The sequence below is a fragment of the Reichenbachiella sp. MALMAid0571 genome, assembly GCF_040151475.1.
Taxonomy (GTDB): Bacteria; Bacteroidota; Bacteroidia; order Cytophagales; family Cyclobacteriaceae; genus CAXBNB01.
This window is the reverse complement of sequence record NZ_JBDKWG010000116.1, coordinates 59833-81925: the sequence shown is the minus strand read 5'-3', so window position 1 is coordinate 81925 and position 22093 is coordinate 59833. Positions and strand designations below refer to the sequence as shown.

The 22093-nt window shown below is 37.6% G+C and carries 14 protein-coding genes; 5 read left to right on the top strand and 9 right to left on the bottom strand.

From position 1 onward, the window contains the following. Window positions 1-13: 13 nt before the first annotated feature. Together AAOP42_RS07995 and AAOP42_RS07990 are read right to left on the bottom strand one after the other, a co-directional pair. The gene (locus AAOP42_RS07995; RefSeq protein WP_349527963.1) at window positions 14-3409 is read right to left on the bottom strand and encodes a SusC/RagA family TonB-linked outer membrane protein; all 3396 of its coding nucleotides are present in this window, start codon (window positions 3407-3409) and stop codon (window positions 14-16) included. A gap of 48 nt (window positions 3410-3457) precedes the next feature. Further along, window positions 3458-4405: a PKD domain-containing protein gene (locus AAOP42_RS07990; protein WP_349527962.1), complete on the bottom strand. Its 948-nt coding sequence runs from the start codon at window positions 4403-4405 to the stop codon at window positions 3458-3460. Between the two features lie 1277 nt (window positions 4406-5682). Between AAOP42_RS07990 and AAOP42_RS07985 the strand changes: the two genes are divergently transcribed. Together AAOP42_RS07985 and AAOP42_RS07980 are read left to right on the top strand one after the other, a co-directional pair. Next, window positions 5683-9030 carry a SusC/RagA family TonB-linked outer membrane protein gene (locus AAOP42_RS07985; protein ID WP_349527961.1) on the top strand — a complete coding sequence of 1116 codons (3348 nt, stop codon included), beginning with the start codon at window positions 5683-5685 and terminating at the stop codon, window positions 9028-9030. Between the two features lie 21 nt (window positions 9031-9051). Continuing rightward, the gene (locus AAOP42_RS07980; RefSeq protein ID WP_349527960.1) at window positions 9052-10725 is read left to right on the top strand and encodes a SusD/RagB family nutrient-binding outer membrane lipoprotein; all 1674 of its coding nucleotides are present in this window, start codon (window positions 9052-9054) and stop codon (window positions 10723-10725) included. A 138-nt stretch (window positions 10726-10863) separates the two neighbouring features. On the opposite strand, the gene AAOP42_RS07975 is transcribed toward AAOP42_RS07980, so the two are convergent. The 3 genes from AAOP42_RS07975 to AAOP42_RS07965 are packed head-to-tail and all read right to left on the bottom strand — an operon-like array spanning window position 10864 to window position 12713. Continuing rightward, window positions 10864-11952, bottom strand: a complete 1089-nt coding sequence (locus AAOP42_RS07975; protein WP_349527959.1) for a WD40/YVTN/BNR-like repeat-containing protein — start codon at window positions 11950-11952, stop codon at window positions 10864-10866. 37 nt (window positions 11953-11989) lie between these two features. Further along, window positions 11990-12262, bottom strand: coding sequence for a MoaD/ThiS family protein (locus AAOP42_RS07970; protein ID WP_349527958.1), 273 nt, complete (start codon window positions 12260-12262; stop codon window positions 11990-11992). A gap of 1 nt (window position 12263) precedes the next feature. Further along, a complete protein-coding gene (locus AAOP42_RS07965; RefSeq protein WP_349527957.1) occupies window positions 12264-12713 on the bottom strand; it encodes a DUF6265 family protein in 450 nt (149 codons plus the stop codon). 127 nt (window positions 12714-12840) lie between these two features. Here AAOP42_RS07965 and AAOP42_RS07960 point away from each other — a divergent pair, with 127 nt between their 5' ends. After that, window positions 12841-14142: a M20/M25/M40 family metallo-hydrolase gene (locus AAOP42_RS07960; protein ID WP_349527956.1), complete on the top strand. Its 1302-nt coding sequence runs from the start codon at window positions 12841-12843 to the stop codon at window positions 14140-14142. A 2-nt stretch (window positions 14143-14144) separates the two neighbouring features. Here AAOP42_RS07960 and AAOP42_RS07955 read toward each other — a convergent pair whose 3' ends face one another. Next, the gene (locus AAOP42_RS07955) at window positions 14145-16307 is read right to left on the bottom strand and encodes a glutamine synthetase III family protein (RefSeq protein WP_349527955.1); all 2163 of its coding nucleotides are present in this window, start codon (window positions 16305-16307) and stop codon (window positions 14145-14147) included. Window positions 16308-16544: 237 nt separating this feature from the next. Here AAOP42_RS07955 and AAOP42_RS07950 point away from each other — a divergent pair, with 237 nt between their 5' ends. Then, window positions 16545-17246 carry a 16S rRNA (uracil(1498)-N(3))-methyltransferase gene (locus AAOP42_RS07950; protein WP_349527954.1) on the top strand — a complete coding sequence of 234 codons (702 nt, stop codon included), beginning with the start codon at window positions 16545-16547 and terminating at the stop codon, window positions 17244-17246. Window positions 17247-17250: 4 nt separating this feature from the next. Here AAOP42_RS07950 and AAOP42_RS07945 read toward each other — a convergent pair whose 3' ends face one another. Both AAOP42_RS07945 and AAOP42_RS07940 read right to left on the bottom strand, forming a co-directional pair. Next, complete coding sequence (locus AAOP42_RS07945) at window positions 17251-17625, bottom strand: DUF423 domain-containing protein (RefSeq protein WP_349527953.1); 375 nt, start codon at window positions 17623-17625, stop codon at window positions 17251-17253. 69 nt (window positions 17626-17694) lie between these two features. Further along, window positions 17695-20925, bottom strand: coding sequence for a TonB-dependent receptor (locus tag AAOP42_RS07940; protein WP_349527952.1), 3231 nt, complete (start codon window positions 20923-20925; stop codon window positions 17695-17697). 427 nt (window positions 20926-21352) lie between these two features. Between AAOP42_RS07940 and AAOP42_RS07935 the strand changes: the two genes are divergently transcribed. Beyond that, window positions 21353-21826: a hypothetical protein gene (locus AAOP42_RS07935; RefSeq protein ID WP_349527951.1), complete on the top strand. Its 474-nt coding sequence runs from the start codon at window positions 21353-21355 to the stop codon at window positions 21824-21826. On the opposite strand, the gene AAOP42_RS07930 is transcribed toward AAOP42_RS07935, so the two are convergent. Beyond that, complete coding sequence (locus AAOP42_RS07930; protein ID WP_349527950.1) at window positions 21823-22092, bottom strand: acylphosphatase; 270 nt, start codon at window positions 22090-22092, stop codon at window positions 21823-21825. The two genes, AAOP42_RS07935 and AAOP42_RS07930, sit on opposite strands and share 4 nt — an antisense overlap. Window position 22093: the final 1 nt, after the last annotated feature.

Below are 22093 nucleotides of genomic sequence, written 5' to 3'. Positions count from 1 at the left end.
TTAATTTTAGTAATTAAAATGTTAAATTTAGTTTCACTCCAATAGGAAATACCCATGGCTCCACATTGTACCTTTCTACACCCTGAACAAAACGTGAGGAATTATTCTGGAAGGCTCTTTCAGGATCTATTCCATTTTTTCCTTTTGTCCATATAATCACATTTCTGGTATATACCGAAACATTAGCACTCTGAATTTTCAATTTATTGGTAAAAGTGGTAGGAAGTCTATATCCAATAGATAGTTCTCTCAATTTAATAAAGTCAGCATCAAACAAGGATGGAGCACCGAAATCCCAAGGGTAACTTACAATATACGGAAGCACCAAGGTACCAGACTCTCCAAGATTTTCAACATACACATCATCCTCGAAATCATTAGGAGTATCTGCTCCCGCAGTTTGTACTACACCCGGAATAAAATAACCGTCATTTACTACCTTTCCACTAAAGTTTTCAGGTAAACCACCAGTCTCCTTTGTCAACCCTCCAACTATATGAAATCCATTCCTGATATACTGATCTTCATTTTCTTTCAACCAGGCACTTAATTCAGCACCTTCCAAACCATTTGGGTTGATTGCATTATCCAACCATATTTGTGAACTGGCATCTTCCGTACTATACCTATACGTCTGAGACTGATATTGCCCGCCTTTTCTCCAGTCAAGTGTCATACTTAAACTGAAATTCTTCCAGGCCAGGGTTGATTGCATACCCAATATAAAATCAGGGTTAAAGTTTCCAACCTTATTCCTTGTATCGGCTGATTGTATGGCCTGCCATTCAGAATCACCTCCTCCTATAATAGGATACTGATAGTATGGTGAATTAGGATCTTCTACTACTACCATCTTGGCGTCATATATATCACCTATTGTTTCACCAACATATGTTCTGGCACGTGATTTTGCCTCACTCCAAAATTCGTAAAACTCTACACCTTCTGCCAGCTCGATAATCTTGGTTCTATTTCTGGATAAATTCATACTTACATCCCAAGACCAATCATTATTCTTTAAGGGTGTGCCTCCTAGCATCAGTTCCCATCCGCTACTCTGGATCAAACCTGCATTTATATTATTAGCAGTGTACTTTGAAGAACCAGGTGTAGATATTTGCAAAACTTGGTCTACATTGTCTAGGGTATAGTATGTTCCTTCTAACCTCAATCGGTTACCAAGGAACTTAGCCTCGACTCCAGCCTCCCATGAAGTGGCAGTCTCAGGTCTTAAATTTGGAAGTAAACGGGTAGTTGAATAAGTCAACATGGTAGCATCTCCCCATTGACCACCATTGTTATACACTGCATTCAAATTATAAGGGCTGGTATCATTTCCTACCTTTGCCCAACCACCTCTTAATTTGAGCATATCAACATTTCCTCCCAAATCGAATGCCTCATCAAGCAACAAGCTTAAAGAAGTAGAAGGATAATAATATGACCTTTCATTTGCCCTTAATGTACTAGACCAGTCGTTCCTAGCTGTTAAGTCCAGGTATATGAAATTTTTATAAGACAAATTAGCTATTCCATAGACACTGTATATGACCCTTTCAGACAAACTACTATTGAAGCTCAATGCCCCTGAACTAATATTGCTTACACTATATACATTAGGTACAATAAGCCCATTTCCTGATCCTGAAGAATTGGACAAATATTTACCTTTGGTGTACCTGCTATTACCTCCTCCTGACACGACCAAACCAAAGTCACCCAAGTCCTTAGTATAAGTCAGTAAGAAATCTATATTTTTCTCCAAATTACTGCTATTGGCAAGACCATAAGCTCCGTTGTTGGGCTCTCTGGTATAGCTTGGTGAAATTTTAGTTTCACGAACCTCAGTATAATAATCCACTGAATACCTACCCATCAAAGACAGGTCTTCTGTGATTTTCAAATCAGCTTTAACATTTCCAATAATACGATCTCTTGAAAAGCCGTTTTTTACTTCATTTGCAAGAAAGTACGGATTGTTATAGTTTTCAGGTGCGTACTGCTGTACTCCTTCCTGACCAGGTGCCCAATAATTCTTGAAATCATTGATATCCAGATTTTGAGGAATTTTATAGGCAGCTTCCAAAGGATTACTTCCCCTGTTCCCAGTATTTGGTCTATTGTTAGACCAGGTTCTGCCAGCGTTTATAGTACTACTAATGGTTAAAGATTTATTTGCTTTAATGGAAGAGTTCAATGAAAAATTGTCCTTTAACAAGTCAGCGTTAGGAATCAATCCACGACTTCTCATGTTGGTATAACCTATCCTGTAGTTGATTATTTCATTGCTTCCTGATACAGCTACACTGTTGGTAGTGTTAATACCAGTCTGTACAAAATCCTTCACATTATTTGGGTGTGACACCAGTTCAGTAGGAATTTGATTGCCATTCGCATCACGAGGAGAATCCCATTGGATGGCATAATACCCTCTGTCCAGTTCCATTCCAGCACCTGCAGCCTCTGCAGGAGTAACTACAGGAAATTCTCCCGGGCCAAAATTATCCGGTGTATAAGAAAAATAACCCGTAGCAAATTTTTTCTGGGTTTTAAGAAATTTAAAGGGAACATCAAACACTGTATTTGACGAGAAAGACACTTTGGCTTTATCTCCTTTAGCTGCCGTTTTAGTAGTAATCAATACCACTCCATTACCTGCCCTGGTACCATACAATGCTGCCGCACTTGGCCCTTTAAGTACCGTAATACTTTCAATATTGTCTGGATTTATATCCGATATGGCGTTACCGTAATCCACATTATTTTGGCTTCCGAATTCCGCAACGTTATTTAGTCCGTTCGTTATTGGAACACCATCAACTACAAACAGTGGTTGATTGTCGGTACTTAGTGAGGAGGCTCCTCTGATGACCATACTTACTGATGAGCCAGCTCCCCCGGTTTGGTTGATGGTAACTCCCGCTACCTTACCTGACAGGGAATTTAGCACGTTATCCTGAGCCACTCTATTGGCTTCTGCGCCATCTACTCTTCCCACTGAAAAGCCCAATGACCTTTCTTCTCTTTTGATACCTAAGGCAGTAACGACAACCTCATTCAGTTGCTCCACGTTTTCTGTCATCTTTACGTCCACAACTGATCTATTGCCAACAACAACCTCTTGGGCATTGTAGCCAACGAAGGAAAATACCAGAACTGCAGTTTCATCAGCTACACTAAGGCTATAGTTTCCCTCTATATCGGTAATAGTACCCTCCTGAACTCCTTTGATTACTACATTTACTCCGGGTATCCCCTCTCCATCTACAGAGCTGGTTACTTTTCCTGATATGGACTTGTCTAAATTATCACCAGCCTGAACCGACAGTGAAAATGCAATCATCAATCCCAAAGTCACTAACGTGAAGAGTGGATTGACCTTTTGTTGAAAAATGTATTTTTGTTTCATGTCTTATTATTTAATAGTTAAATAAATTCTAGTCAAGTTTCATGGGCATTAATCTACTGCCTGCATGGTAAGGATTATAGCATTAGTTGCCTTAGGATAAGCACCAGGATCAGCTGACACAAAGACAACTATATTAAATGATTTGTCCTTTACATCACTCACTATCACTTTAGTTTCATAGTCTTTAAAACCTACAAAAGAAGTTCCTGAGAAATCCAATGTACTAACCCCTTCATAGGTTAATTTACCTTCTGGTCCGTAAACTGTTGCTACCTCAAAATCTTCGTTCTCAACATAGGTAAAAGTGGCACTTGCATCCGGTGTGTATGAAGCAATAACAAGCCCATATGAAGCTCCATTAGCATTTACGACATTCCCTCCTGTCAATAGTTGATGAACATAACCTGAAAATACCGCCTGATCATCCTTAGTGTCAATTTCATAGTTACCATCAAAATGAAAAGTATATACATCATCATAAACTTTACCCATTCCAAATTCAGTGGCGAAAATACCATCGGGAAGCGGTTTAGGCGTATCGCCATACAATGAAAAAGAGGCATCAGAATTTGCAAAATAATTACCTCCTGCTCCATGTGCTGCAGAGAGTTTCCACTTTTTTCCTTCCGTATTGGTAGGTCCCCCCGTTAATAAAACATAAGGAGTCAAATCAATAGCAAGATTTACTTCCTCACTATCTGTTCCGGTGCTACCAGTAACTGTAAGGGAGACAGTATAATACCCTCCATCACTATACTCGTGTACAACTACAGGCTCTGTACTTGTGGTACCATCTCCAAAATCCCATAAATAGGAATCTGCGCTATGAGTAATAGCTGTAAATGCCACCTTTTTTGCTTCATCAGGATCATCACTGAGGGAGTAAAAAATTTGAGCTGATGTTGGGAATTCTAATTTTTCATCCTCACCACACGAATATATCAGTAGCGAAAGAAAAATAAGAAGACCAAAATACTTTAGTCGATGTTTTTTCATGGTCATGTGTTTAGTTAAAAGTTATTGAAATAATTGTTTTAGTTTATTAAAATTCCAAATAGCAATTCATTCTATTTGAAGGTATATCCATTGATTAATTAAAAAGTACCCTATTCAACATTCTTAAATTTAACGAAAATACAATTAATATCCCTTACTATTCTTCAGAATATAGGCGTATTGTTATACTATATTGGCTCATTTATTTGAAAGCGATCCCCTATGTAATTTAGGCGACACCATGTCAACCATATAGAAACTACCCATAGCTATTTTGATTTAAGTCTTATTTAATAAATTGTTATCTCTACCAATACATTAAATGATTTGAATAAAAAATAATGGAAAAAGAAACGGATTAAATTTTTATATGTAATTATTAAAATAATTATATAACATCAATAAACAACAACTAATTTAGCCTCTAACTAAAATAATTTTTAAAACAACCCTGCCGAATCATCCATTTTAGAGATCAGAAAAATCAACCCGATAAACTAAAAAATCCTCTGCCTGCTGACTGGATTTATTATTCATTTTCACTAAACTCTTCAGGCCATCACACTCCTCCCATTTAAAAGTTTTTAGTATCACATCTCCAATTAGTACAATTTCTATTCAAGTGCATTTTATAATAAAAAAATTAATAAAATGTGTCTCATTCTTTATGCTTGTGTTAAAACATGGCAATAAAAGAAGACCTTATATTAAGAAATTATAAGGTTTTAAACAGAGTCAATATACCATCATAATACGCCTATATTCTGAATTAAGATTACATATATATATTGTATTTTCGTTAGTGTTATTAAAACAGGCTTAATTATTGAAAACAGGAAAGAGATATATTACACGTTTCATTCGTAAAACCAATGTTTTTTTAGCTGGCATTAATAGCAGTGTATGTTGTGTATGCAAACTCTTTACAGGTTCAAAAAATCACATGCTTACAGCTCGTGTACACCTATTACTGATGACCTTGGTTTCCTTAAGTAAAACAATGAATATAATAATAGATTTTTAACATAAACATTTAAACATGAGAATAACATAACCAGAAAAACTTATGCCCTTCTGCTTACTACTGATCTTTTTTTTCAATAGCAACAGCAGGGGAAAATACCGTCTTATTTAAAAATACGATGCTATACAGCGAAAATAAACAACACTAATAATACCTTATTTATGCCATATAAATTCCATGTTTAGAATTTGGTAGCAGGTATTTGATGTGAAGAAAGTAAAATGTACAGGTTTTAAAACAAACAATCAAAATTATGAAATACGAATACTTATGTAAAAAATTAGTATCCCCTATTTTCACTATGGTGACTTTAGGATTACTAATTGTATTGCTACCATCAGCAATGGCTGATGGGCTAAGGGACATTGCGGTATCAGGAAAAGTTACCAGCTCTGTAGATGGAGAAGGAATTCCTGGTGTAAACGTAATAGTAAAAGGAGAGCAGTCAGGTACTATTACTGATATCAATGGTGAATATAGTCTGGAAGTTGCGGGAGAAAATACCGTTTTAGTATTTTCATTTGTGGGGTACAATGCTCAAGAGATAACCGTTGGAAACCGTAAAGTAATTGATGTGGCATTGTCTGAGAACATTTCAGAACTAAGCGAAGTAGTAGTGACAGCTTTAGGTATAGAAAGAGAAACTAAGTCCTTAGGATATTCTGTTCAGGAAGTTGGTGGAGATGCACTAAATCAGGTTTCTCAAGATAATGTTGTAAACTCCCTGGCTGGTAGAGTAGCAGGTGTTACCATTAACCAAACCGGAGGTGCAGGTTCTTCTGTAAGTGTGGTAATAAGAGGTGCCAGCTCATTGACTACAGACAATCAACCATTATTTGTAGTAGATGGAGTGCCAATGAACAATGGTCTAAATAATGTATCAGAAAATGGAAACAACAATCAGGTTGATTATGGTAATGCAATATCGGATATCAACCCCAATGACATAGCCAGTATGACTGTGTTGAAAGGACCCAGTGCAGCGGCATTATATGGCACTCGGGCAGGTAATGGGGTAATTATTATCACTACCAAATCTGGCTCAGGCTCCAAAAAATTAGGAGTGACAGTTTCTTCAAGTACGCTATTCGAGTGGCCGACTAAATTATTGGACTTCCATTATAAATATGCTAATGGAGAACGTAATTCCACTTTAGATGAGGGAACTGCCTACTGGGCTGGTCCTGAATTGGATGCAGGTAATGTTGTCAATCAGTTTGGATATGATGAACCAACAGAGTTAAGATCATATCCAAACAACATGAAAGAATTCTTGCAAACAGGAATCACCTCTACAAATAGTGTGGCTTTAACAGGAGGAAATGAAAAAGGAAATTTCAGGATATCTTATTCTAATATGTCCATGCGAGGCATGATTCCTAATCAGGATAGATTTACTAATAGTCTTAAAACCAGTATCAATCACAACCTTACTGAAAAATTAAATTTCACTTCCAATATTACTATTAGCAGAGCGAATTCAAACGACATTCCAAGTACTGGTGATCGTAATAACAATCCTTTGCAGGCCGTATATTCTTCTTCTTATATTGACATGAACTTGTTGAAAGATTACTGGATGCCCGGTCAGGAAGGAATACAACAAAATAAACCACCGGAAGGAGATAACCCATATTTTATTGCTTATGGTATGACAAACGCATTTGTAAGGGACAGGATATATGGAAATGTAGCACTGACTTATAAATTCACAGATAATATTTCATTGAAAGTTCGTCAGTCTTTGGACTCTTACAGTGAAAACCGTGAAACTAAAATCCCATTCAGTGCTGACCGTATGCGTAAAGGAAATTATACAGTCGCTGATATTAACTATCAGGAGTCTAATACCGACTTTCTTGCTGCCTATACAAAAACAATGGGAGATTTAGATCTAAACTTTTCTGTTGGAGGTAATATGATGAAACAAAAAAGACAAAGTGTTCAAATAGGATCTGGAATTGGGTCAGACAATAGAAATAATGGATTGGTTGTACCAGGACTTTATACTGTCAGCAACATCCCACTAGATAACATTAGCGTAAGCGATGAATATTCAGAAAAGGCCATATACAGTTTATATGCATTGGCTTCTCTTGGATACAAAGGTATGTTGTATTTAGATTTGACAGCCAGAAATGACTGGTCAAGTACATTACCAGTTGAACACAATTCGTACTTTTATCCTTCTGCATCATTGAGTTGGTTGGCAAATTACACATTCAATTTACCAGAGAAGGTTAGTTTATTGAAGTTTAGAACAGGGTGGGCTCAGGTAGGTAATGATACCAATCCGTATAATTTAGAACAATCTTTATCCACAGGGACCTGGAATTCTTTAATTACTCAGAGTGTATCAGGCACTCAGAAAAACCCAAACTTAAAGCCAGAAACAGCAACTTCTATAGAAGCTGGAATCGACTTCAATATGTTTGATAATAAATTGAGGTTTAGTGGAACCTATTACAGTGTAGATAACGAAAATCAAATTTTCCCACAAGTAACCCCTTTATCTTCAGGTTATAGCAGTAGAATAGTAAACGGAGGTTTGTTAAGAAGTCAGGGTCTTGAATTTGTAATCGGTGGCACTCCGATCGCAAATAAGGATGGAATTACATGGGATTTAAATTTTAACTTCTCAAAAAACTCTACAACAGTAGAAGAATTAACAGGCGATCTTGACCGGATAGAAATCTGGAAGGATAATGGCGGAGCATATACATTTTTGGGTGAGAAAATTGGTGATATTTATGGCTATGGCATAGCTCAGGTGCAAGATCCCAATTCTGAATACTACAAGTGGCCTATCATTGATGGTCCCGAATGGATCGGTCTGGAAGATGTAGAAGATTGGGAAAAAGTTGGAAATTTCAATCCTGATTTTCTTCTGGGCATGCAGACCAGCTTAACTTATGGTAGGTTCACATTAAATGCAAGTTTTGACTGGAGACAAGGAGGAGAATTCCTTTCTTACACTTATAGATATGGTGAGTCTGATTGGAAATCACAACGACAGTTGGATCAATTGATCCAGGGTGGTCTAATGTCAGAAAGTGAACTGATAGCGTTCTTAAAATCCAACCCTGAAGAATACATAATCCCTAGAACGGGTTACTATCCAAGAGTAGGTGGTCATACTGCTGAAACTGGAGGATTAGAATACGATGGTGAACACGACGGTGCATTTATACCAGGCGTGGTACAAACAGCAGGTGCAGATACTCCTGACGATTTCTCTGATGACGAATATACAGAACACCTTGGAGGTCCCGGAACTACCATTATTCCTATAACTGAGGCATATCCTTGGAGTTACAACAAAAACATCACTTTTGATGCTTCTTTCATCAAATTGAGAGAATTATCAATCGGATACAAATTACCTCAAATAAAAGGAATCAACTCTGCTACTGTTTCTATCTATACAAGAAACATCATGCTATGGAATGCCGCTGATATCGGAGTTGATTCCGAAAGAGCTTTCCAGGCCAATGGTGGGACTCAGGGAAATACCGCAAGCCAATTCAAACAAGGATACGAAAGGCAAAATGTAATGCCCTGGAGTGGCTCGCTCGGCTTCAAGCTAAATCTAAGTTTTTAATAAACCTGTAATTCAATAAAAATGAAAAATATATCATATAAAAAAGGAATTCTGGTCATGGCATTGGCATTTTTGACAATGTCTGCTTGTGATGACAAATTATCGGAAATAAACACCAATCCGTTTGCCATTGACCCTGTAAATGCAAATGTTAATTTATTAATGCCCTCAGTGCTGGGACCTTCTGCTGTAAACTACCTCAATTTAGGTTTAGGTAATATGGGAGGAGCAATGCAGCATACCCAATTGTCCGGATGGGCAGGAGGACACAACTTTTATGATTGGGGTGGTGAAGACTGGACTGGTTACTTCAATATTTTAAGAACAAATGAATTGTTGATAAAAACTGCCAATAGAGACGGTTTTCCATTTCACGAAGGAGTGGGCTTAACTATGAGAGCCTTTTTATTCGGACAAATAGCCGACTACTGGGGAGATGCTCCTTATACTTATGCACTAAAAGGTGATGAAGGTGGTGATGAATTTACTTATCCACAATATGACTCACAAGAAGATGTTTATATGTCAGTAATAGATGATTTGAAAGCAGCAGCTACACTGTTTGAAACTGGTAATGAAACTGGTATTGACAGTAGTGTAGATTTATATTTTGAGGGAGATATGGCAGCATGGGAAAAATTTGCAAATTCTCTGCTCATCAGATATTATGTAAGAATATCTGAGAAATCCACAGCCTCTAAGGCTGCCATAGAAGCAATTGTTTCAAGTGGAAAATTCATTTCAGCTTCATCCGAAGATGCCACGCTTGATTATACTGGTAAGTCGAATGATATTTGGCCATTATTTTACACGGATGAGGCAAGTTCAACGCGATATCAGGCATGTAAAACACTAATTGATCAGATGAATGCTACTAATGATCCTCGAATAAGTGTTTGGTTTGCTCCGGTACAAGTGAGATGGGAACAAGATTTATTAATAACCGGATATGATGAAGATAAAATGAGAATTGATGGTGTCGTAAGTGACATTTTACGAAACTGGAGTGATTATAGGGGACGAACCGAGGAATTTACCAGGCACTACAATCCCAATGATGTTACTTTTGATGACAGTGAATACGTGGGAATTGCACCAGGCATTTTACTTTCTGCAAATAATACTTACAACGGCAATACAGTTGGTGGACAGGGAAGACACAATATTCATGCATCAATGTTAACGGAAACGTTTATGGATGGTGATGCTACAACAGGAGATATGCTACAATCAAGGTTGGTTTCTGCAGCTGAAATGCATTTTACATTAGCTGAAATGGCTATAAATGGCTGGAATGTAGGCGATGCTCAAACTCACTATGAAACTGCTATTATGAGTTCACTTGAAACATGGGGTGTAGAAGATGAATATGCTACATTTATAGCAGATGTACCCTTTGCCGGAACAGTAGAGCAAATAATCACTCAAAAATGGGTTGCGAGCTTTACATCCGCTACTGAAGCATGGAATGACTATAAAAGAACAGGATTTCCTGTTATGAGTGTGGGTAATGGGGCTACAGCTGATGTGCCCGCAATCAGATTTGGTTATGGTGGTGATGAATTGGTTAACAACACAACCAATGTAAACAGTGCCATATCAAATCTGGAAATCACAGAATATTCTGGTGCGTTAGGAAAAGACAGTCCTTATTCTAAACAATGGTTGCTACAAGGAACAGGCAAGCCATATTAAAAACTTAATTTGTAATTGTTTAAAGTCGCTCCTTATCAGGAGCGACTTTTTTTATGCCAAATTAAAAACAGTTTGTAAAAGTGAGAATAATAGCCTATTCTGATTTAACACTATATACTATCGATTATGAGTTAACCGTTACCCCAACTCTACAGAATACACCATCGGTAAATCGGAAGAAATCAAACTCCAGGATTCTCCCAGATCACTTGATGTATAGACATTTCCGGTTGTAGAGCCGAATACAAGGGAATCACCATCAATATCCAAAGCATGTCTATATACAATATCATAGCAATTTTCCTGAGGAAGACCTTTTCTAAAATCCGTCCAGTTTTTTCCTCCATCAGTGGTACGACAGACACACAGTGCTTTATCGACTGCCACTCTGATTTCATCTGATATTCCCGGTACTACCCAGGCCATATCAGGATTTTCCTCATGAACAGCAACAGCAAAGCCAAAATTGGCAATTCCACCTTTTTCATGCACAGGTTTCCAGGTTTTAGCTCCATCATGTGTTACATAAATTCCACAATGGTTCTGATTCCAAAGCACATCGGGATTAGACGGTGATCCAACTACCAGGTGTGGATCCTGCCCTACTTCAGCGTCAGGTTTTGGTAAAAATTCGGCAGTCATGCCTTTATTAGACGGATTCCATGAGACTCCTTCATCCTTTGTTTCAAATACTCCTGCACAACTGATCCCTACATAAATATGCCGGGAATCTCTGGAGTCAACAATGATAGAATGAATACCGGGATTGTCTCTACCTCCACCAAACCATTGATTCTTCCTTGTCGGATGATCCCATAGCGATCTTACCAAAAACCAGGTATCACCATTGTCTTCTGATTTGAAAAGAGCTCCCGGATCAGTACCGAGATACAATACTCCCGGCCTGTCCATTCCTCCATGTGCAAATGCCCAGATGTAGGTCACTGAAGCAGGAACACCTTCCTTTACCTCCTCTCCTTCCGGTATCTTTGGTGCTTCTACTTCTACCCAATCTTTTCCCTGATTTACAGACCGATGCAGCTTAACTCCCCAATGTCCATGATCAAGACACGCCCACCAAGTGTCGCTCCGTTCATCAATAAAAGTTAAGGAAACAGGTATCCCAAGAAAATGAGTACTGTCATACTTCCATGATTCGGACTCACGTTTGTAAATGATCAATCCCTTGCGGGTACCAAGCAATAAATTTTGTTTTGAAGTAGTCATTTTTCAATATTTTGATCGTTGATAATTTTGTAACAAATCACCCTCCTGAAAGTGCCTGCATAATGTACACTTCATCATTCCGTCCTATCGGATCAGTCAATTTTATTCTGTCCCTAATCAGTTCTTCACCTATAAAAATATTCACATGCTTTCTTAGCCTACCCTGCTCATCCACTATATAATGCCTGAATTTCGGGAATTTACTTTCCAGCCTATCAAGCAATTCAGGGATAGAATCAACCTCAACTGTCATCGTATTGAGGGCAGGATAAAACCGCTTCAAATTAGCTGTAAACTTCACAACAGGCATGTTAGATCTTTTTAAAATTTAAAGTAAAGCTTCTTTTTTTACCCGACACAATCGCCTTAAACCCCATCTCATTTCTGATGTATTCTATAGATTTGGGAAAATCATTGTCAGGATTCTCAAATGTCCAACTGTCATTAGTATATTTGGTCAATTTAAAGGCAACTGGTTCAGAATTATGTGGAACGTCTGCCACATAAGTCAAAGTATCATTTACCATTTTCAATGACAGGAGTTCTGTAAAAGCAGCCTCTCCATTTTTGATCACCTGGCCTTTTCCAAGCATGTTACCTCCTTCATTCCACCAGAGTTCTTTTGTGACTACTCCTTCTTTTGAATCATCACTCACCCACTCTCCCAACAACCATGATATATCATCTATGCTCTTGGTCTGAGTACTTTTTGAGCATGAAAAACCAATTAATATTAGTAACAAAAAAAGTGTTTTTTTCATTTAATTTGATTTGAGACTGTGGTATATAGACGAATTAACTTTTTAAAATTGGACACAAAGTAGATTAAAGGTACAAATAATAAAAAATCTTATTTATACTTACTCTTCAAAAAAACACTACAGTTACATGTACTTCTACAAACTCACGATTTACGTACTTCTATTCTTCTTTTTAAATATCTCAGGTTTTGCTCAATTGTCAAAAGTTGAAAAAAAACTAGTTAAACTCATTGATGAAGAAAATGATACAGCCATATCTCTGCTCAAAGAAGTGGTGAACATCAACAGTGGCACGATGAATTTTAAAGGTGTAAGAGAAGTAGGGCAGGTATTTATTGAGAAATTCGAAGCACTTGGAATGGAAGCATATTGGCAAGACGGCAGTGCTTTCAACAGGTCAGGGCATGTAGTTGCTAAAATTGAAGGAGGCACAGGAAAAAAAATAATGATGATTGGTCATCTCGATACTGTATTTGAAAAAGACAGCCCTAATCAGGAATGGATTCCATTGGAAGGAAATATGGTAAAAGGGCCTGGTGTTGCTGATATGAAAGGAGGAAATGTGATCATACTCCAAACACTAACTGCACTGCATAAACAAGGACTTTTAAGCAAATTAAATATTACAGTAGTACTAACAGGTGATGAGGAAAAAAGTGGAAGGCCTTTAGATTTATCCAAAAAAGCTCTGGTGGATGCCGCTAAATGGGCAGACATTGCACTCGGATTTGAAAATGGAGATGGTAATCCCTCAACAGCTGTAGTTGCCCGCAGAAGCTCCTCCGACTGGATACTCAACGTATCAGGAAAAGCATCTCACTCATCACAGATTTTCAAACCTCAAGTTGGGGCTGGTGCCATCAATGAGGCATCAAGAATACTCCATCAGTTTTACGAACAATTGTCATCTGAAAAATATCTGACCTTTAATCCCGGTGTAATCGTTGGTGGAACCACCATTACCCATGACACGAACCTGAATAGTGGCACTGCATTTGGAAAAGATAATGTCGTATCTAAAGAATTATCTGTAGCTGGAGACATCAGGTGTATCTCTGTTGAGCAGCTCCAAAAAACTCAGAAAGCAATGAAAACCATAGTTGCCAATCATCTACCTCAAACAAATGCTACCATCACATTTTCAGGAGGGTATCCTCCTTTTTCCCTTACTGACAGTAATTATGAACTTCTGGAAAAATTCAGCCAGGTCAGTCAGGATCTTGGATTTGGCAAAGTAAACCCTGTTGATCCGGGAGATGCCGGAGCAGCCGACATTTCGTTCACCTCAGAGTACATTGACATGGGACTTGATGGTCTTGGGCTTGGTGGAAGTCATGGTCATACCATTGACGAAACAGGTGATCTGAGCACATTGCCAATGCAAACCAAAAGAGCCGCAGTACTAATTTACAGGCTGACAAAAGACTAGTTCTATCTGAGGAATAACAACTCGCGGTATTTTACCAAAGGCCAGTCTTCATCATCAACATACAACTCTAGTTTATCTACCGAATATCGAATTTTATCAAAGTATTTATCTTTCACCTCATCACAATAGGCTATTGCTTTTGCCCTGGGGTCTTCAATTTTATTCACTCGTTTTCTTTCTTCAGTCATCTCCTGAGTAAGTGATCTGATGTTGTTTATATACTCGGAAATTTTAGATATAGTCTGAAGGTTTTCTTTGTTTTCGATTCCTAATTCTTTCAGTCCTTTTGCATTTTCGATTAATCTGTTTTGATAGGAAATGGCAGTAGGAATAATATGATTCAACGCCAAATCCCCTATTACTCTGGACTCAATTTGCATCATTTTGATATAGTTTTCCAGCATGATTTCATGTCTTGCCTCCACTTCCAATTCGCTCAAAATCTTATTTTTCCTAAACAAATCCAATGTCTTCTTAGATAAATACGCATCAAGAGCCAATGGTGTATTCCTCGCATTGGTAAGCTTCCTCTTTTTCGCTTCTTTCACCCACTCTTCAGAATAGCCGTCCCCTTCAAATCGTATTGGTTTTGATTTTTTAATATAATCTCTCAAAACTTCGACTATCGCAACTCTTTTATCTCTTCCTGCTTCCAGGTCTTTTGAGACAATTTTATAGAATTTTTCCAGTTGATCTGCTACAATCAGATTGAGTACCATCATCGGATTGGATACGTTGGCATCAGAGCCTACAGCTCTGAACTCAAATTTATTTCCCGTAAAAGCAAAAGGTGAAGTTCTGTTGCGATCTGTATTGTCTAAAATGATTTCAGGAATTTTATCTATTCCCATTTTCATGTAGATATTATCCCCCTTTTCCACTTTAACATCCCCTTTGCTATCCATTTCGTCCAGCACGCTAGTCAACTGTTGACCAATAAAAACGGAGGTGATAGCCGGAGGAGCTTCGTTGGCCCCAAGTCGGTGGTCATTACCAGCAGAGGCAATACTTGCCCTGAGCAAATCAGCATGTTCATAGACAGCTTTAATGGTACAAACAAAAAACACCAAAAATTGCAGGTTTTCACGGGCACTGCTGCTAGGCTGAAATAGGTTAACACCTGTGTCTGTCTGTAACGACCAATTGTTGTGCTTACCACTCCCATTCAATCCGGCAAATGGTTTTTCATGAAACAATATTTTCAGATCATGTTTCAATGCCACTCGTTCCATCACATCTTTCAGCAATTGATTGTGATCCACCGCCTTATTGATTTCCTCGTACATTGGAGTACACTCAAACTGCCCCGGAGCTACTTCGTTGTGTCTGGTCATAATCGGAATACCCAATTGATGCGCTTCCACTTCAAAGTCTTTAATAAATTCAAATACTCTGGGAGTGATTGATCCAAAATAATGATCATCAAGTTGTTGCCCCCTGGCTGGATTGTGCCCAAATACAGTACGTCCGGCTAACACCAAATCGGGACGTGCGTCATAAAGTGCCCTATCCACTACAAAATACTCCTGCTCCCAACCTAATGAAGGTATTACTTGCGATACATTCCTATCAAACAACTTACATATCTTAGTTGCGGCATCATTAACTGCCTGAATAGACTTAAGGAGAGGTGCTTTGTAGTCTAATGCTTCTCCCGTATATGCCACAAATATTGTAGGGATACATAACGTAGTATCTATAATAAAAATAGGAGAACTTGGATCCCAGGCTGTATAACCACGAGCTTCAAAAGTACTTCTGATACCCCCACTCGGAAAGGACGAAGCATCCGGTTCTTGTTGTACAAGTTCACTGTTTTTAAATTCCTCTATTCCCTTCAAAGGGTTGAAAAAGGAATCGTGTTTTTCGGCTGTAGCTCCTGTTAATGGTTGAAACCAATGGGTATAGTGTGTAATTCCTTTGCTTATGGCCCATGTTTTCAATGCAGCCGCAACGGATTCGGCTGTTTCCGAATCTATTTTTTGTCCTTTTTTTATAGCTTTATCGAGCTTTCTAAAAGCCTGAGGAGAAAGTGCAACCTGCATTTGCTCTCTGCCAAAAGCTTTAGTGCCAAAATAATCCGATATCTTTCCAGATGGCAATTTCACTTCTATCTTCTTTCTTGATTGCACCAATTCCAGTGCCTTAAAACGTAATTGTGCCATAGTAAATAGTTTTTAAAATAGGGAATTCAACAATATCAGGACTAGTGGGTGTGTTTCCTGTAAAATTTTAACAAAAAACGCAAATTGTTTCCAATCAAGGGAGAATTATTCGTAATATTTTCATTTTTGGTGCAAATAAAATTAAAAGAGGGTAAATGAAAAGAAAAGTTACTACCACAATGAGCTATGGTTTTATAGCAAATGGAAACTATATTCTATCTTAGCACAAAAAAATCGATGAACTACTTTTACAATGACGATCCCGAACATTTTAACTTTTTGAATAGCGAAGAATCCAATCATTGTATCAAAGTTTTAAGAAAAAAAAAGGGAGATGTAATTGATGTAATTGATGGTAAAGGAAATGTATTTTCTTGTGAAATCACTGCCGATAATTTCAGAAAATGCGAATTTAGTATTCTTGATAAAAAGGCCTCAAATAAACACAAACCTCATACCGTACATATCGCAATTGCCCCTACTAAAAACCATGACCGATTGGAATGGTTTGTAGAAAAATCCTCTGAATTAGGTGTTGACGAAATATCATTCATTACGACCAAAAGAACAGAACGAAAAAAAATCAATCTGGAAAGGCTAGACAGGAAAACATTAAGTGCATTAAAACAATCTAAAAATTTATTTAAGACTAAAATAAATAAACTTTCATCTCTAAAAGAATTTTTAGAAACTACGTCAAATGCACAACAAAAATTCATTGCTTTTGTAGATAATAAAAATCCCGACTACCTACATAAAATAGCCAAATCGGGTACTGATACACTGATTTTAATAGGGCCTGAGGGTGATTTTACTGAAGAAGAAGTAGCAGTAGCTCTGTCTAAAGGTTTTCAAAAAATCAGCCTTGGTAAAAGTGTATTGAGAACAGAAACTGCAGGAGTTATCGCATGTCATTCGATCAATTTAATCAATGAATAAAACCCTATTTTGTTTTTAATATTCCCAATATCAACAGAACCCATCCTGCTATCATAAATAATCCTCCTATCGGTGTGATGGCTCCCAGAAAGGTCATATTCGTGATGGATAAAATGTAAAGTGAGCCACTAAAAATCAATACACCAATTACCATTGAGTACCCGGCATAGATTATTTTGGAAGAATCAACTTTTTCTGACAACACCCCAATGATAAGAAGTGCCAAAGCATGAATACCCTGATACTTCACCGCAGTTTCAAAGGTATCAATCCTTCCATTTTCCAGTAACGTGACATGAAGTGCATGGGCACCAAAAGCTCCAACAACGACAGTAAGCAGACCAAAAACCGATCCGGCTATAAGTATTGATTTATTCATGAATCAAAGTTAAGACAAAAAAAGAGGCTACCCGAAAAGGCAGCCTCAATATTGACTATTTTCTTAAAATCAGAAGCTGTATCTCAAGCCAAATTGCATCTGCCATCTTGAACTAATTATGCCGGAATCATCTTTGGTAAGTTTGTCTTCCATTTTATCCACTCCTGAAGGGAAAGAAAAAGTAGGAATTGTTTCACCATTAGATCCGCTAATATTTCCTTCATAATCTAATATCTGCAATGAAGTTCCGTCTCCATTTGGCACCTGCCATCTTTTACCCCAATTTTTGTTCAGCAAATTGGTAAAATTGAAAATATCAAATGAAACCTGTAAAGTATGCTTTTTACCGTTTGTGTTTTCCAGAAAAAACTCTTGCAAAAATTTCATATCAACGATATTTGAGAAAGGCAGTCTTGCTTCATTTTTCTCAGCATACTGTCCTCTTTTGTTTTTCAAGTATGGATCGTTTGATAAATAAGCATCCAAATCCGCCCATTGAGCTGCTGCCGATCTGTCACTCTCATCAAATACTATTTCGCTACTGTTTGCAGGTACATAGATAAGTGATCTTTCTCTTGAGTCTTCACCAGTCCATCTACCACTGTTGTAAGTATATGAAAAGGGACTTCCAGATTGTCCATTGTAGAACACAGAAATAGTAGAAGCCATAAAACCTGCATATTCTTTTCTGTACGACACAGCAGCCAAAATCCTGGATCCGGCAGAGAAATCCGAAGTACCAACAGTAGCATTGTTTCTGCCATTGATCGCATAAACGCCTCTCCATTGAGATGAATTTTGAGATGATGTACCTTCAAATATTGATGTAGCTGTTCCGTAGTTGTAAGACAAACTGGCTGTCAAACCATTATCAAATGGCTTTTGAAGAGACAATGTATAATTTGCAGTATGTCCTTTGCTTGTATTTGATCCTAAATACACCGCTGTATAATTGCTATCTATACTTCCATTTGTAAACCTGTATCTGTTATCCGGAGTTCCACCAAATCTCTGGGTTGGAGGAGCAAGATTCACCTGCTCATAAAATACATTGTTCAGTGTTTTTGTATAAATAAATTCAGCTGAAGCTATTAATCCCCAGAATGGCTTGTGATCCACCCCAAAACTTGTTCTGATTACCTGTGGATATTTAAAATTCTTAGCGAATAAATCCATTTGTCCTTGTGGAATTGCATCAGTTCCTCCAAAATCAGCAACCGTTTTCTGATCATAAGGGTCAGGGTTGAACTCTCCATCTAAATTTGAACTTTGGAAAGTACCACCTACTGTAGCTCCATTGTTGTTGTACATAGCACCCGGCCATACAAAAGGTACTCGGCTTGTGAATACTCCCAGACCTCCCCTAAGTTGTGTAGTCTGGTCTCCATTTACGTCATAATTAAATCCAAGCCTGGGAGCAAATAACAACTGTGCTCCCGGAGCTTTTCCTGCCTCAGCCCCTTTCAGATCATATCCGGCAGCTTCAATAGCCGGTGCAGCAGTGCTATTAAAATAGCCATCGTCAATAGGATCATCAGTAAACATTGGAATATCAACCCTGATTCCTCCAGTCACTCTTAATTTGTCATTTACCTGAATCTCATCCTGAGCATAGAAACCCAACTGCATTGCTTTAAATTTTGCTGCTGCGTCAGTTTCATCTCCAGTTTTATCATCTACTAAAGAGTAACTTCTGGCAAAAGAGGTTGGTTCATTTGCCAAAAATCCAGCTATATCATCAAAATCGTAGGAACCAAAATTCTGACGAATGAATACGTTATTCATATCATAAAACTCATTGTGAGTTCCAAATGTGAATGTATGCTTGCCCTTGTAAACATTAAAATTATCAGTAATGGTAATTATGTTTTGTTTTAAATAGTTTCCTGTAGAAAATTCTTCACTACCCAATTCTATATCCCCTGCAACAATATCTACGTAAGGGAACGGATTTCCCAATGGATCTCTGTTATCAATTACTGAAGTTCTTCCGATAATCAATTTGTTCGATTTATTACCGAAGCTACTATTCAACTCCAAGGCACTTGAATGTGTGGTAGTTGGAAAGAACACACCTTGATTCGCAAACCTAATACTGGATGTCGATGACCTGCCAGGTGAGAAATTCTCCCCCTTGTTGTAACTATGTCTGAATGTTAATTTATGGTTGTCATTGATATTCCAATCCAACTTAAACATTACTTTTTCCGCTTTTAATTCGCTCTTAGTGTCTTCATACGAACCTGGGTCGTATCCCATTGCATTTACAGCGTCAATTAAGGACTCTATTTCAGCTCTTGACACTCCGCCAGTGTAGGTGCCAAAATCAAATGGATTTGGTGTTTCATCTCTTTGAATCTCACCATTTACAAAAAAGAAAAGTTTGTCTTTGATAATTGGTCCTCCCAGTCTGAAACCATAAGTTTTGGCAGTAAAATCTTCAAGCTTCTTTCTTTCCTGGCCTGCTACTTCAAGAAAACCAGGCGTTTTACCTGATAAACTTTCGTTTCTCACCAGATAGTAAGCAGATCCTTCAAACTCATTTGTTCCACTTCTGGTCACGGCACTGATACTACCTCCGGAAAAACCCCCAAGAGTTACATTATAAGGGGATACATCTACCTGAATCTGCTCCAGCGCATCCATACTAATTAATGACAACCCAGAAACCTGACCACCATTCTGGCCATTTCCTGCCAGACCAAAAACGTCATTACTTACTGCTCCATCTATAAAAATGGAATTGTACCTGTTATTTGAACCTGCTATAGAAATTCCTCCTGTAGAAGTAAATGCTGCCTGAGGAGTTAACCTCACAAAATCATTCAATGTTCTGGAAGCATTTGGTAGCTGAGCCAGCTGATCAGCCGAAACAGCAGTCGAAGCTCCATTTCTATTACCATCAAATACACCTCCCTGACCAGCAGAAACAATAATTTCTTCTAATTCAGTAGCTGACTGAGACAATACTGCATCCAATTTGACATTTCGACCCAACGTGATGTATATGTCTTCCTTTTCGTAATTCTCAAAACCAACAAAAGAAATTGTGATTTTGTATGGCCCTCCTGCCTTCATGTTCGGAATTCTATAAAAACCAGACAAATCGGACACATTGCCATATCTTGATCCTGTAGGCACATGAACTGCTACAACGGTAGCTCCAGGAAGAGTTTCACCTGTACCATCTGTAATCTGGCCGTTTAGCCCACCAGTGGTAACTCCCTGGCCAAAAGCCAATTGACTTCCTAATATGGAAGAACCTATCAGGATGCATAAAAGTAGAATTGTTTGTTTCATAATAAGACTGTTTAAATAATCAATAGGGTTAATCATTTTAAAAAAAATAACACAAAATTTATTGTTTAAAAATAGGAATTTATTATCTGTAAATCACCCAAATAATTAAGAATGGGTAATTCAAATAACTTGTTAAATACATAGAGCTGGACGAAATCAATTTTCTTATGAAAATTTACAACAAATTAAATAAGAAACCAATCCTTATTAAAAAACACATCTTGTTGTCGATTTCAATGCAATATTAATGTCCATTTTAACTAATCAAACTCCTGAGAAGATAAATTTTTTATTAATTTTTTATTAACTCAGGGAATATATAATTTTGCATACACTTATTAACCGCAAAGTTAAAATTCTGGAAAGCCATTTCATATCGCATTTTTTTTTCAAAAAGGATAAAAATTACATCCTGAAAGAGGCTCAAATGGTTAGCACCAATATTTTGTGCCACCACTTGTTTAAACAAACTGTAGCTGCCTATGGCAGGCTTTTCAATCCTATTGGAATAATTGATGACACTACCAGACAAATCCAAACTCATCAATTAGAAGACTCCACTATATTGGAAGGGATTTATGAAAATCTTGCAGCTATTTACAGGTATCAATATGGCGATACTCAACTGGAAATCATTTGGGATGGAAAAAGTCACTTCGATAAATTTACGGAAGATTGGAGCAGTGTATATAAGGAGTGGCTAGCTGAATTACTAAATAACAAAACATTTGTAAAAGGCATTCTGCAAATGACTGTATTCAATGAAAAAGGTAAAAACACCTTTTTTATCGAAAACAGCCTCAAGGCTATAATCAACGAATACTTTGATTTGAAAGTCCTTTCACGTAATGGAGTCAAAAGATTGTATGTAAAAATGCCTGCTACGTGTAAAGTTGGCTAACGAATTACTTTGAATCCTTCAAATCCCTCATAGCCCTTTTCTTTGATAAGAACGTTTTTGACAACCGCATTTTTGGATCCTATTCTACACCAATCAAGAAATTCACTAATGTTTTTTTCCGTGCCTTCAGCCCGAATCAAAACACTCCCATCAGGAGAATTTTTTACCCACCCTTTTATTCCTATTGAAGTAGCCTTTTCCAGAGTAGAGATTCTAAAGAAAACACCCTGAACAATTCCAATTACTGTTACTTCTATGCTTTTCACA